Annotated in this window: 22 protein-coding genes and 1 pseudogene; 5 read left to right on the forward strand and 18 right to left on the reverse strand. The window is 40.0% G+C overall.

The features are described 5' to 3' along the window. Positions 1-349: 349 nt before the first annotated feature. The 9 genes from ACWJJ5_RS14385 to ACWJJ5_RS14425 all read right to left on the reverse strand — a co-directional run bounded on the left by ACWJJ5_RS14385 (position 350) and on the right by ACWJJ5_RS14425 (position 5800). The gene (locus ACWJJ5_RS14385) at positions 350-787 is read right to left on the reverse strand and encodes an ArpU family phage packaging/lysis transcriptional regulator (protein WP_253600022.1); all 438 of its coding nucleotides are present in this window, start codon (positions 785-787) and stop codon (positions 350-352) included. Between the two features lie 95 nt (positions 788-882). Beyond that, positions 883-1083: an XtrA/YqaO family protein gene (locus tag ACWJJ5_RS14390; protein ID WP_253600023.1), complete on the reverse strand. Its 201-nt coding sequence runs from the start codon at positions 1081-1083 to the stop codon at positions 883-885. A gap of 20 nt (positions 1084-1103) precedes the next feature. Continuing rightward, positions 1104-1313, reverse strand: a complete 210-nt coding sequence (locus ACWJJ5_RS14395; protein WP_082998619.1) for a hypothetical protein — start codon at positions 1311-1313, stop codon at positions 1104-1106. Next, on the reverse strand, positions 1303-2631 hold the full coding sequence (dnaB, locus tag ACWJJ5_RS14400) for a replicative DNA helicase (RefSeq protein WP_454022487.1): 1329 nt from the start codon (positions 2629-2631) through the stop codon (positions 1303-1305). Before dnaB ends, ACWJJ5_RS14395 begins: the two co-directional genes overlap by 11 nt. Position 2632: 1 nt before the next feature. Beyond that, the gene (locus tag ACWJJ5_RS14405) at positions 2633-2989 is read right to left on the reverse strand and encodes a replicative helicase loader/inhibitor (protein WP_187954937.1); all 357 of its coding nucleotides are present in this window, start codon (positions 2987-2989) and stop codon (positions 2633-2635) included. Next, positions 2982-3746: a Replication protein O gene (locus tag ACWJJ5_RS14410; RefSeq protein ID WP_454022488.1), complete on the reverse strand. Its 765-nt coding sequence runs from the start codon at positions 3744-3746 to the stop codon at positions 2982-2984. The genes ACWJJ5_RS14405 and ACWJJ5_RS14410 overlap by 8 nt, the downstream gene beginning before the upstream one ends. Positions 3747-3757: 11 nt before the next feature. Next, positions 3758-4153, reverse strand: coding sequence for a DUF6809 family protein (locus ACWJJ5_RS14415; RefSeq protein WP_242523513.1), 396 nt, complete (start codon positions 4151-4153; stop codon positions 3758-3760). 134 nt (positions 4154-4287) lie between these two features. After that, positions 4288-5133 carry a hypothetical protein gene (locus ACWJJ5_RS14420; protein WP_454022489.1) on the reverse strand — a complete coding sequence of 282 codons (846 nt, stop codon included), beginning with the start codon at positions 5131-5133 and terminating at the stop codon, positions 4288-4290. A gap of 13 nt (positions 5134-5146) precedes the next feature. Then, positions 5147-5800, reverse strand: a complete 654-nt coding sequence (locus ACWJJ5_RS14425) for a Rha family transcriptional regulator (protein ID WP_454022490.1) — start codon at positions 5798-5800, stop codon at positions 5147-5149. Between the two features lie 55 nt (positions 5801-5855). On the opposite strand from ACWJJ5_RS14425, the gene ACWJJ5_RS14430 reads away from it, so the two are divergent. Beyond that, entirely contained in the window at positions 5856-6059 is a 204-nt protein-coding gene (locus ACWJJ5_RS14430) for a hypothetical protein (RefSeq protein ID WP_439196998.1), read from the forward strand. Between the two features lie 149 nt (positions 6060-6208). Here the strand turns inward: ACWJJ5_RS14430 and ACWJJ5_RS14435 are convergent, their stop codons facing one another. Genes ACWJJ5_RS14435 through ACWJJ5_RS14455 form a run of 5 tightly spaced genes read right to left on the reverse strand, consistent with a single transcriptional unit; the run spans position 6209 to position 7440 of the window. Then, on the reverse strand, positions 6209-6511 hold the full coding sequence (locus tag ACWJJ5_RS14435; RefSeq protein WP_454022491.1) for a hypothetical protein: 303 nt from the start codon (positions 6509-6511) through the stop codon (positions 6209-6211). Beyond that, on the reverse strand, positions 6498-6779 hold the full coding sequence (locus ACWJJ5_RS14440) for a YqaH family protein (RefSeq protein WP_117614659.1): 282 nt from the start codon (positions 6777-6779) through the stop codon (positions 6498-6500). Before ACWJJ5_RS14440 ends, ACWJJ5_RS14435 begins: the two co-directional genes overlap by 14 nt. Beyond that, complete coding sequence (locus tag ACWJJ5_RS14445; RefSeq protein ID WP_439197000.1) at positions 6776-6925, reverse strand: hypothetical protein; 150 nt, start codon at positions 6923-6925, stop codon at positions 6776-6778. The genes ACWJJ5_RS14440 and ACWJJ5_RS14445 overlap by 4 nt, the downstream gene beginning before the upstream one ends. A gap of 49 nt (positions 6926-6974) precedes the next feature. Then, positions 6975-7268 carry a hypothetical protein gene (locus ACWJJ5_RS14450; RefSeq protein WP_454022492.1) on the reverse strand — a complete coding sequence of 98 codons (294 nt, stop codon included), beginning with the start codon at positions 7266-7268 and terminating at the stop codon, positions 6975-6977. Beyond that, positions 7234-7440 (reverse strand): helix-turn-helix domain-containing protein, encoded by a 207-nt coding sequence (locus ACWJJ5_RS14455; RefSeq protein ID WP_025852425.1) that lies wholly within the window; start codon positions 7438-7440, stop codon positions 7234-7236. Before ACWJJ5_RS14455 ends, ACWJJ5_RS14450 begins: the two co-directional genes overlap by 35 nt. A 268-nt stretch (positions 7441-7708) precedes the next feature. Between ACWJJ5_RS14455 and ACWJJ5_RS14460 the strand changes: the two genes are divergently transcribed. The 4 genes and pseudogenes from ACWJJ5_RS14460 to ACWJJ5_RS14475 all read left to right on the forward strand — a co-directional run. Further along, positions 7709-8014 (forward strand): helix-turn-helix domain-containing protein, encoded by a 306-nt coding sequence (locus tag ACWJJ5_RS14460; protein WP_353870561.1) that lies wholly within the window; start codon positions 7709-7711, stop codon positions 8012-8014. Between the two features lie 14 nt (positions 8015-8028). After that, positions 8029-8493, forward strand: coding sequence for an ImmA/IrrE family metallo-endopeptidase (locus ACWJJ5_RS14465; protein WP_454022493.1), 465 nt, complete (start codon positions 8029-8031; stop codon positions 8491-8493). A gap of 67 nt (positions 8494-8560) precedes the next feature. Beyond that, complete coding sequence (locus tag ACWJJ5_RS14470) at positions 8561-9709, forward strand: tyrosine-type recombinase/integrase (protein WP_439197005.1); 1149 nt, start codon at positions 8561-8563, stop codon at positions 9707-9709. Between the two features lie 81 nt (positions 9710-9790). Further along, positions 9791-10216 (forward strand): annotated as a pseudogene (locus tag ACWJJ5_RS14475) (STAS domain-containing protein); the annotation flags it as partial. Between the two features lie 27 nt (positions 10217-10243). Here ACWJJ5_RS14475 and bshB2 read toward each other — a convergent pair. The 4 genes from bshB2 to rarD form a co-directional block, all read right to left on the reverse strand. Continuing rightward, the gene (gene bshB2 / locus ACWJJ5_RS14480) at positions 10244-10909 is read right to left on the reverse strand and encodes a bacillithiol biosynthesis deacetylase BshB2 (RefSeq protein WP_031379023.1); all 666 of its coding nucleotides are present in this window, start codon (positions 10907-10909) and stop codon (positions 10244-10246) included. Positions 10910-10926: 17 nt separating this feature from the next. Next, positions 10927-11277: a YojF family protein gene (locus ACWJJ5_RS14485; RefSeq protein ID WP_007611980.1), complete on the reverse strand. Its 351-nt coding sequence runs from the start codon at positions 11275-11277 to the stop codon at positions 10927-10929. Next, positions 11274-11552, reverse strand: a complete 279-nt coding sequence (locus ACWJJ5_RS14490) for a hypothetical protein (RefSeq protein ID WP_003153742.1) — start codon at positions 11550-11552, stop codon at positions 11274-11276. The genes ACWJJ5_RS14485 and ACWJJ5_RS14490 overlap by 4 nt, the downstream gene beginning before the upstream one ends. Before the next feature lie 67 nt (positions 11553-11619). After that, entirely contained in the window at positions 11620-12516 is an 897-nt protein-coding gene (rarD, locus tag ACWJJ5_RS14495) for an EamA family transporter RarD (RefSeq protein WP_070081974.1), read from the reverse strand. Positions 12517-12548: the final 32 nt, after the last annotated feature.

The raw sequence follows: 12548 nt of genomic DNA on the forward strand, positions 1-12548 counted from the left end.
TGCTCTCTTTTTTTTATTTTCCATCGCAGGTTTTTAACAAAAACCGTTCAGAAAAAAATTAAAAACCTGCTCTCTTTTTTTATTTTCCATCACAGGTTTTTAACAAAAACCGTTCAGAAAAAAATTAAAAACCTGCTCTCTTTTTTTTATTTTCCATCGCAGGTTTTTAACAAAAACCGTTCAGAAAAAAATTAAAAACCTGCTCTCTTTTTTTTATTTTCCATCGCAGGTTTTTAACAAAAACCGTTCAGAAAAAAATTAAAAACCTGCTCTCTTTTTTATTAGGTTTTGATTGATGTTATTTGGCCTTATTATTTAGTCTCACCATGTCCGAACAAAAAATATCTTCTTATTTCTGATAGACTTCCTCTCTCAATGCAAACCCCAGCCTATAAAGTGCTTTTGCTTTCACTCGATAAAAGCTCCGCTGACTTAATCCCATTTCGCCATACACTTCATAGTCATACATTTCTTCTGGCTGCATATAAAGCATGACAATCATCTGCCTTTCTCTTTGGGAAAGCCGGTTAACTGCGTTTTGAACCCGTTTCAGAAATTTATCTCGCCTAACCTCCCAATCAAGACGTTTTAATGCTGCTTCTTCCGTTGAGGATTGAAACTCGTTCGTAATGCTCGGCGGAACAATGCTGTATGTTGGTGTAACCTTTGGCAAAAAATCATCTGGCACCTGTAAAAGATATAATCGGTATTGTTCCAACAATTGTTCTACTCTTGCTTTAGTGGCTTCTTCGTCAATCTGAGGCAAATTTAATGTTAATTGATTCATATTTCCTCCTGATTATTTAAAATAAAAAGGACACCGAAACGAACAGCGTTATAGCTGTAAGTTCAGTGTCCGCAGGCTTTCCGTCTTGGACTTATTCAGTTGAATAATTCGCCTTCATCCCACTTAACGCGGGTAACTTTCCCTTTACTCGTGACAATTTTTGTTTCTCCATGCTCAGGAAGCGGCGTCATTTTTGCTTCCCCATTTGAAACAATGACAGCAAAATTTTCATGCTGTTTCGTGTCTATGACAAGTTTATCTTTCTCTATTATAGGATCTAATCTAATTAGTCTCAAATGGTTGCCCTCCTTTTGAATCATTTATCTATCCGGTTGCCTTCCTGCTCGAAAGCAAGCAAATAAGCGTTCATCCTGTCTTTAAATTTCTCTTGCAAATAAAAATTCAGCGCCTCTTCCGAATCCTGCAGCCGTACCGTTTTTTTCTCGTACACCAAAAATTCGATCAGCAGGATAAGTGAGTAATAATTGTGTCGAAGCGCTGCCTCATACCAATCTCTAATCGTCAAAACGCCGCTCCAGGTTGACAAAAAGCCCGTACTCTTTGATGAATGCCAGTGAAACAGTTCCGACCGGGCCGTTTCGCTGCTTGCCTATAATGATCTCAATAATATTTTTGCTTTCGCTTTCTTTGTCGTAATAATCATCCCGATAAAGAAACCCAATGACATCCGCGTCCTGTTCAATTTGTCCCGATTCTCTTATGTCTGACATCATCGGTCGTTTATCCTGCCGCTGTTCAACACCCCGTGAAAGCTGACTGAGAGCAATAACGCAAATATCCAACTCGCGGGCCATGTGTTTTAACATGCGGCTGATCTCGCTTATTTCTTGCGTTCTGTTGCCCCTATGTTTTGCTGATCCTGAAATAAGCTGCAGATAATCAATAATGATCAAGATATCTTTTCCAGCAAATTCACGTTTCATTTTTCTGACCTTTGACCATATTTCGTTAACTGTAACGCCTGGGCGGTCAAAAATCCTGAGATCAGCGGAGCCAAGAACCCCGTTTGCTTGTGAAAGTTTGTTCCAGTCATTCGCCGTTAAATTGCCGGTTCGCATTGCATGAGCGTTAATATTTCCAAGGCTTGATGCCATTCTTTTTAAAAGTTGCTTTCGTGACATTTCAAGGGAGAAAATCCCCACTGCCCCGCCTTTATACTGATTAAGCGGGCTTGACATAAAGTTTTGAGCCACGTTGAGACAAAAAGCGGTTTTCCCTACAGACGGACGAGCGGCAATAATCACTAATTCTTGTTTTTGAAAACCTGACGTCATTCGATCTAACTCCGTGAAGCCGCTCCGCATGCCCGTAATTTCCCCTTTAGGCTCCGCCAGTTCCTCGTAAATCTCTAACAGGTCATTTTGTATTACCCCGTCCTCTTCCTCGCCTGTGACGTCTTCTAAGCGCATTAAATCGGATATAGTAGATTGAATGACAGCGGAAGGGTCGTCATTTGATGAATTCTGCTTAATTTCTTCCGCTATTTTTCCCATTTCTCGCCTTTGCCAGTGCTCAAAAATGATTTTTTCATAGAATCCGATATTTGCAGTAGTCGGAACAGAGGAAGCCAAGGCCGCCAAATACTGATGACCCCCGATGCTCCCCAGGTTGTCCCGGCCGATATATTCCGTAATTGAAACTAAATCAATGGGTATCCCCTTTGTGTCCAGTTCTAACATCGCAGATAATAAGTTTTTATGTTTGACCTGGGATAAGTGCAGCGGCTTTGTGCGGCAGTCTTTTAATAAATCAGGATTAAGAAGGAGCGCCCCCAAAAAGGTTTGCTCCGCGTCTGTGTTGTATAGAAAAGCAGTTGCGTTCATGTCAATCACCGATTCCTAAGATTTTTCTAATTTCCGCTTTTGACTTTTCAATTGATGCCCGTTCCTCTTCCGTTTGCTCAACGGGAGCGGAAAGACTGGCAAGATAGTTTTTTGTCTCTTCTATGGACGGGATCGCATTGATTCGATCAACGATGACATTTTTTTCGTTCAGCAAGTCAGCCACTTTGGGCGGAAACTTGCTCCGTTTACAAAAACGAATTAGATTGTCACGCACTTGTTCAAAATCAGCATCGTATAACAGCTCATGCCACGAATCAACTTTATCCTGCGTTATCTCAAAATGCTCAAAGTATTGTTTTATGAGCGCCATGATTTCAAAGGTTTGTTTTTTAATCATCTAAATCAAACTCCTCTACGTTTAACCGCGGAGCCTTATTTGCCTTTTTTTGCTCTTTATCACTTTTAATTTTAGTGACAAGTCTATCAAACTGTTTTCTAAGACTGGCCGGGCTAAGTATATTGGTTTTCCAAAAGCTATCTTGTTGTGACCAATTGATTAAATATTTGATCTGCTGATCTGTGCGCTTGTCCCGTTCGCGGATCAATCTAAATTCATTGGCCCATTTTTCAAGATTCGGCTTTTTAGCATCCGGGTTATTGTTTTGGATTTCTTTAAAAAGATATTCCGCGTTCTCCATGTCGCAAATTTCATATTTGAGACGAGAAGGTTTTATATTCTTTTCATTCTTTTCATTCTTGATTGTGTGTTTTTGTGTCGCTTTCGTGTCGTTTTTGTGTTCGATCACTGTCTTTTTTTCTTCATCGGAATCATGGTAAACCCCATAATTGACAATGGTTATAAGCGTTTTTTTAGTGTCTTTTTTAAAATCAATCATTTCATCTTTCTTTAACAGATCAAGAAACTGAGTCACTTTTGTATTTGACCATGACCAACGTTCACCAAGTTTACGAATGGATGAAATAAATTCCCCTCTTTTAAGATCATAAAGCTCATTTCCTAACACGAATTTATTATCTTTATGACTGGCCATCATAAGTAAATCGAGCCAAGCTTCATATTTAGAAAACTTTCTTTTTTCTTGGTATATCCAGTGATCTTGAACACTCCTATGAAGCTTTATCCAACCAATCATTTAACTCACCTTTACTTGTAAAAATTCATATCGTTGCTGTAAGCTGCTTCCCCCATTAAGTAACGGAAGCCGCCCACAAAACCCGCGCTGAATGCATCTTCTGTATCAAATGAAGCCTTGCAAGAATATGCTTCATCAAACGCTTTGAATAGCTCCAGTTGCTCTCCTGACAGCTTATTTACTAAGTCTTTGAAAAGCTTGTTTACCTGTTCATTAGCAGCCTTTGCTTTTTCTGAAACTTCAATTTTCACCTCGTTCGAATCATGCAGCTCCGTACGCGCGACAAGCTTTAGAATTGCCACCATTCCCGCGTCATAGAAATGTGAACCCAGCTCGACCGCTCCATGCTTAATCCCGCATTTATTTCCAACCTCGATCATTTTAGATGGCGTACCCATTAATTTCATAACTACTTCCCCTTTTCATGGTATATATTTGAAATATCGAATTGATTTTTTAAAAGAAGCGTGGTATTTTCTATTCAAGCCAGTCAAGAAAAAGTGTGGCAGCACTCTTTCTCGACCAAATGGCATACCTTCTTCTACAGTAATTTGAGGTTTGGCCGATCCTGCTCCATTGAGACAATGCGGCCGTATTCATCTTTTGCGGCTTTATACACCGGGATCGGCTCTTTTATAACCTCTTGAAACATTCTTAACGTATCAATTTCCCCGCTTTTAACACGTTCCATAACACCAGCAAAGAAAATATCAAAGTAAACATCATCTTCGGGGGCCTCTATATTTTTAGTGACAACCTCAACTAAAAGTCTGTCAGAATCAATTTCGGCCGGCAGATCATCAATTATCTTTCTCATTTCAGCCGCTCTTTCTTTACTGTGATCAACAGATAGAAGAGACAAAAAATCGTTCTTTTTCATTTTCCAATAGCCTACAGACATAGATAGATATTGTTCTAGTTTCTCTTGACACGAGATTCTGTAATTTAATGCTGTTTTAATTTCTTGCTTTATTTCGTTGATCTCAGTCCGCCATTTATGCCCTATGGCTTGATATGTTTCTAATCCCTCAACCTCGTTCAATATGGCCCAAAGACGCTTTTGATACTTTAATGTGAGTTTGTTCCAATCGTTTACTTTGCGCTGCAGTCGCTTAACCCAAACCATAGTGTTATATGGGCTATATTTTGAAACGGCCATAATTTTATCTACGTTGAAAAATTCACTCAGTGATTGAAGAACCTCATCAGGAATATCCCCCTCTGATGCACCAGCAAACAGATGCGTTAAATTTGATTCTGCTATACGGTCAAGACCATCTTGAAGGGCTTTATTTGCATTCAGGATAAAGGCTTGAAACTCTGTAGAAACATGGTTCACTTCCACTTTTAACGCTTTGACTTGACTATAAAACTCAAATATATTCATTTTTCCATTCCTCCTAAAATAGCGGCCGCCATGATTTAATCCATGATTTAGCGTCCTCAAAATCAAGTTTGCGTAAATCCCTGTACGACGGGACGGCGAACGCGTCTCTAAAATTACGGTGTATGCCTGCAAACAAACGACGTGTGCCTGCCTCGCTATTGTCATAATTGTCCCGGATTTCATAAACACGTTTACGTATCTGCTTCTGAATCATATTTTGCTGAAAGGAATCAATTTGCCAATTGTTTTCAAGTTGGTTCAATCGCTTATCGTGTTCACTTTGCTTTTGTTCGAGACGTATCATCTGTTGAAGTTGCGGGCTTAACTGTGAGTAATCGTTTTGCAAGCTCCGCTCCATCTGATTGAATTGATCCACGTAAGCAGCGGTAAACAGGATCCCTTTTTCTCCTGTCATTTTGTTGGCGACCATTTCACAGCCTTTTTTAGTGAGTAAAAAGCAAGGGCGGATTTCTCCTTTGCTGTCCTCATATGTAGAAGCAATGAAAAAATCTGACGAACGTAATTTTGCGTCGGTTAAAATTGTGTCGATGTATCCTTTAATAGTTCTGATTAAGTCTGAATGACGTTTTCCCGTTACTTCCGCAACGTCCCGGCTGTCGGCAAGATATTGTCCGTTTGATTCGATTAAATTTAAACTGTTATTCAATTTACTTCCTCCCATTGGTATAATGTTCCTATATGTTAAGATAGGGGGTGATAATATGGGTAAGTCATCAAAATTACTAGCACATGAATTTGCTATTGCTGTCGTATCTTCAACTCCTTCAAGAGATGAAACAGCAGAATTAATTGCTCAGAATAAACTAGAACTTTATTTAGAATCTCTTAAACAATTTGAGCAAATGGCTGATGAAGAAAAAGTTGATTGGAACGAATTTTACAAATCCGATAAATTCAGTTTTTAATCTTCTAGTAAAGAATGAATTACTTTAATAAATCTGATGTGTGTTTTTACTGCTAACATAATTTCAAATTTAGAGATGGCTTTAAACAATTTAATAACTTGTTAAATCAACCTCTGTTGCCGCAGGGGTTGGTTTCTTTTGATTTTCGTTCATACTATTCCCTCAATTTTCTTTAGTTCGCGTTGCCTAACTTTCATAATTTCCTGCTCAGAAGCTCGGCACCACTGGATAACATAATCAGTTCCGTTTTGGGTAAATTCCATGAGGATTTTACCGGAAATTGATTTTGCCCTTTCGATGATCTCCACCTTTTCCCCTCTGTTGTCTGTAACATCCTTGGGAAAAATGAAGAGCGGGCCATTTTCAGTTAAAAGTGATATGAATTCCCTCGACTTTTCATCCTCCGGCCATATATTTGTGATTTGCGGGGAAATTGAATTAGACATGTTCACTTGTCAGCCCCCTTTGCACAACCGAAACATCTATCCCTTTTAAAGAAAAACGGGACGCGATTTCATGTAATTGTGTGACTGATGCCGGCTGATGCATCCGATTGATTTCCTTGAACATTTCAGCAGCAGATAGACAAAGATCAATGCATTCCTCAAAATTGCAATCCTCGATTTCAGCCGGAAGTAATTCGCTTAATAAAAATTGAGCAGTTGAAAGCTTTCGTAAAACAGATACGCTGTCTGATTTTAAGAAGTGATCTAATTTCATGCCTTTTCTCCTTTCAGGTACTCTTTCCAATGGCGGCCGCGCTGCTCTTCATCGCGGGTTACTGTTTTTCGTTTACACTGAGCTGTCAGGCACATTTCAAAACCAAATAGGAAAAGCGAAAGCCCTAAGATTTTTCGTTTTTTCAAATTAGTAAGCCTCCAATTTTATAAGTGCGTCTGTCCACGCTTTTGTTTTTTACCATTCGTCCATAATCTCTTTCATTACCTGTTTGGATTCTTCATAGAACCAAAACCGCTTACCTTTCTCCTTTCGGCGCTCAATCAATTTCATTCTCGGATCACGCAAAAATTCATTTTCTAAAAAACTTTTGCTCATACAGGTTCTTTTTGACATTGTTTCAATATCCCATACAAAAAGTGATTCCCTTATGGCCTGATCCAATTGTTGATTGATATAGTCACGGATTTCGGTTTCATTGACAGCAACGTCAAATTTAACAGTCGGCAAGCCATGACGCCCCTCTTTCATTTACAATTTTCACTATTTTTTCACGCACTTTTTTTCCCTGCCGCTTGCCTAACAAAATGTCTGACAGGTACGCGTTTGAAATGTTTAGCATTTCAGCCAGTTCCTTTTGCTGCATCTCGTTCATGATGAGCCAAGTTTTTACTTTTTTTCCGAAGTCCGTGTTACCAACCATAAAACCAACCCCTACTCTATATTTTCAGCTAATTATTTAGCTTTTTATTGACATTTTTTAACCTATAGGTTAAAATCAAAACATAGCTGAATAAGCCTACAGTAATAGCCTTGAACGTTGGGGAACGTGCTCTTTGGCTTTTGTTTGTAGTGCCCAAAAAGCTAAATAAGTAGCTTATGAACACAGTTTACTACCCTTTAGGTTAGAAGTCAACAATTTTATTTAACCTTTTGGTTAGATGTGTCTAGCTTAATACAGGTGAGTGATCATGAATTTATTCGATAGAGTAAAAAAGCTTGCTGAAAGCCGCGGTTTATCAATTGCTGAGTTAGAAAGAAATTTAGGTTTGAGCACTAACGTTTTATACAAATTAAAGAACCAAAAAACATCAACAGAACGAGTCGAAGCAATAGCCGATTATTTTAATGTATCCGTTGATTATTTACTTGGCAGAACTGATTCCCCTGTTGAAACAATAGCAGCTCACCATGACGGTGAAGACTGGACGAAAGAAGAGCTAGAAGAAATAGAACGATTTAAAGAATTCGTACGCTTAAAGAGAGAGAAAAAATAAGAGGTGTATTTGTTTTGGTTTATGATCATCTATTGTTAGAGGCTTCCCGTAACAGAATTGAAGTTATTGAAAGAATTATGCCACCTAGATTAAAGGGCCTTTATAATAGCGGCATTGTCTGGATTAATCGGCAACAGTCAAGAATTGAAAAAGGTTGTACCCTTGCCGAAGAATTAGGACATCATTTCACCTCTTATGGAGATATATTGGATCAGAGCAAGATGGAAAACCGAAAACAAGAAAAACGGGCCAGAAATTGGGCATATAAAAAATTAGTCCCTTTGACTAAAATTATTGACGCCCAAAAAGCGGGAATAAAAAGCAGTTATGAATTGGCCGAGTTTTTAAATGTAACTGAGGTTTTTTTAGAAGAAGCCTTAAAAAGATATGAAGAAGAATACGGACTGTTTAAAAAGGTGAACGGATTGACTATCTGTTTTCAACCTCTTGGCGTTATAGAAATGTCTGAGGAATTTTAGGGAGGTGATGCCAAAATAAACATAGCCCCTTTTATGCGTCTGTCCACGAAAGAAAGGGCTGTTACAAATGAAAATGTATAAAACAGATAAAGACGATGATTTATATTATTACTTCAACGCGAAGAAAGAAAAGCGTTGGTTATATCGTTATCGCTATTATGATGCTTTTGGAAAACGACGTGAGAAGTCCAAACAAGGATTTAAAAGCGAGAACGAAGCATTTAGAGCCTTACTACAAGTAAAAACCGCAATTGTAAACGGCGATATAAAAAAGGTTGAAAATGAAAATTTAACGGTGGAAGAGTGGTTAGACATTTGGTACGAAACAAATAAAAACCAATGGGGAATAACCACACGTGAAAATAGGGCCTTAACTATCGAAACAATCATCAAGCCATTGCTTGGCAAAATAAAATTGCTCAAATTAGATAAAGTGACTTACAAAAGGCTATTTATAAACAAACTTCTCAACGAATATAGTCCGGGCAGCGTCGCTGCTTATCATGCCCAATTTAAAACTGCCATAAATGCTGCAGTAGATACTGAAATCCTTCAAAGAAACCGATTTAATAAAATAACTATACCTCAACCCAAAAAAGAAAGTGAGAACTTTTACACTGCCTTGGAATTAAAGAAATTTCTTGAAGCCTTTGAGAGACATGAAAATATTACTAACTATACAATGGTCTTACTATTAGCGCTCACTGGCATGAGAAAAGGAGAGTGTATGGGGCTTAAATGGAATGATATTAACTTTGAGGACATGACAGTATCAGTGAGCAGAACCAGAGACACCAAGGGAGTACGTCCTCCAAAAACAAAAAATAGTTACCGCACTATAAAAGTAATTGGAGAACTAATGAATCAGTTAAAAGTATACCGCAAATGGTGCAAAGAGTTAATGCTTTCCTTTGGAAAACGCTTATCAGAAGATGATTTTATTTTCATAAATAAATCGTCAGGAAATCCAGTTTCTCATTCTATACTTAAAAGTGCTATAGATCGGGTAACTAAGAAAGAAAATTTGAAAAGAATAACTGTTCATGGCCTAAGACATACTCATGCAACTATTCTTGTTGGTAAGAGAATACCAGTGAAAGTTATCTCTGAGCGTCTCGGTAACACGCCTGAAATGATTTTAACTATCTACGGTCATTCATTCAAAGAACTTGAGGAAGAGTCTGTCGAAGCCTTCGCAGATGCTTTGGGTCTCTAATTTGGGGGAATTTTTGGGGGAGGTTTTTAAAAAAAGTCTCATGAACCCTTTTTAAACAAGGGATTTCTCCATGGTAATACATTCATAGAGGAAATGTATAAAAACACAAACATTCAGCTTGAAGCGCAAAAAGAATTGATTACCGAGCTGAGCTCGCCGGTCATTGTGCTTTTTGACAATGTCGGACTGCTGCCGCTGATCGGGGATATTGACACGGCAAGAGCCAAAATGATTTTGGAGAATACGCTGCACCAGTGTTCAGAGAAGCGCATCACGCAGCTGTACATTGATTTATCAGGCGTAGCCATGGTTGATACGATGGTTGCCCAACAGCTTTTCACCTTAATTGAATCACTCGGAATGCTCGGCGTGAAAGCGACATTATCCGGAATCCGCCCTGAAATCGCCCAAACCGCGGTACAGCTCGGACTGAGTTTTTCAAATTTATCAATACGGTCTTCGCTTGCGGAAGCGATCGCTTCCGATCTGACACAAAAAAAGGGATAAGGCATTTCAGCCTTATCCCTTTTTTTATCAGTCTTTCCACGGATATGTCCAATACACTTCTTCTTCAAACCATGTCTGAAGAACCGGCTCGTTATTTTTAATTTTTTCTTCCAGCTCTCTCAGCATGCCTTCCGTTTGGGTGCGGTGCGCTTTTAAGGCATTCATTTTAATATCGGCAACCTCTTTAATATCAAGAATGACATCAGGCTTGCCGACGGCTTCCTCCCTGTTGCGGGTGATTGCCATGCAAAGCGTGCGCGGGCGGTCCTCTTTTTTCTTTCTGTAAAGCGCTCTGATGACCGCTTCGCCGCATGCATCATGATCCGGATGGACGCCGTGCTCCGGATAGAATGTGACAATCAGACTCGGTTTTACATCGTCGATAATCTCTTCCATCATATCCGCGAGCCACTCGTCATCTTCAAATTCAAGTGTTTTATCACGAAGCCCGAGCATTCTCAGGTCAGTGATGTCCATTGCTTTACATGCGTCAATCAGCTCTTGCTTTCTTAACAGCGGCAGTGTTTCACGGTTCGCGAAAAAGGGATCTCCCATGTTCCGGCCCATTTCGCCAAGCGTTGCGCATGCATACGTAACGGGAATATCTTTTTGTCTGTGTAAAGCAATCAATCCTGCCACTCCGTATGATTCATCATCAGGGTGAGGCAGGATGACGAGTACATGTTCTTTCATGATTTTCACCCTTTTCTTTAAACTGTAAACGGCTTTTCGCTGATTTGAAGCGAAATCGCCAATTTTCCGCCCGGCAGATGCCCCGCCATTAACAGACGGTCTTCGTCATCTACTGTATACTCAGTCAAACCTTCTGCGTAAATCCAGCCCTCTTCTGTTTTCAAACCGACGCGGTACGGGCCGTTTCCTTTGATTTTCGCCTGATGGTACGTCACTTTTGCATTGCGTATATAGGCTACAACCGTCATGTTTTTCTCATTCAGATGCGCTGAATAAGAACCGGTCGTTGTTTCCAAATGGATATATACAGGACGATCGGCATATCGCTCTAAAGAAGTTTGCACATCTTCTTTTATGATCGCTTTCATAGCTGCTCCCCTCTTTCTTCTTTTAAAAATTGCAAACGCTTCGTATGTAGTTCAACCAATTCATATTTCTCAATCGGCCGCAGCCGGGAATCTACAATTCGCTGCACCGCCAGAGCAAACTTTTCCTCGGGTGACTTCCGGAGCCTCGGATGTGTTCTTTGATCAAGCAGTTCAAGATCAATCGCCTTCTCCGCTTCTTCAAGGGTTGAAGCCGGGAGAGTGCGGTTATTCCACAGTGCCTGATAGGCTTTTGCTATGTCTTTATCAGTGCCCATTGTACAGCTCCTTTACATACTCGTAATGATTATACATAATTTAAGCTATCGCTGGAAAGCGAAAGGCTTAGCGGCTTTTTATCGGCCGCTTCCATTTTATCTGTGAAAATGTAAACAAAAGCAATGCTGCCCATATACAAATGAAGGTAAACGCTTTTTGCCCGGAAAACGGTTCATGATACACAAACACGCCGAGCATAAGGGTAATGGTCGGCGCTATATATTGCAAAATGCCGACTTGATACAGCGGCAGACGCTTTGCCCCCTCTGCAAACAATAACAGCGGCAGGGCCGTAAATACGCCTGCGAAAAATAGGAGCGCCCATGTTCCTGCCCCCAAGGAGCCAAAAGTGCTCCCGTCAGCTGTAAATCCTAAATAAATAAGTGCAGCCGGGGTAATCAAAAGCGTCTCCAGCGTCAGTCCGATCGTGCTGGACATGCGGGTTCTTTTTTTACATAAGCCGTACAGACCGAAGCTGAATGCAAGCAGCAATGCGATATAAGGAACCGCGCCATATTGAAACGCAGATATGAGCACGGCCGCCCCGGCAATAGAAACGGCTGCTGTTTGCATCTTGTTAAGCTTTTCTTTTAAGAATAGGATGCCCAAAAGAACGGAAACGAGCGGATTAATGTAGTACCCGAGACTTGCTTCAAGCAAAAAGCCGTGATTGACGGCCCATATGTACACAAACCAATTAACGGAAATTAAAACGGAAGCGAAAAAAAGCGCCAGCAGGCCCCCTTCCGATTTCAAAAGACGCAGTTCACGCCATCCGGTTTTCCACTTCTTAAGCACAGTTAAAAGCACACACATGAAAACAAATGACCATAAAATCCGGTGAGCTAAAATGTCCAATGCGGGTATTTGTTCAAGAAGTTTCCAATAGACCGGAAACAGCCCCCACATGACGAAAGAACAAGCGGTATAAATGATTCCTTTTCTTGCGTTATTCCCTTGCACGGCCTTCCCCTTCCTTTCTGTAAACAGATTAT

The sequence above is a fragment of the Bacillus sp. JK74 genome, assembly GCF_053663395.1.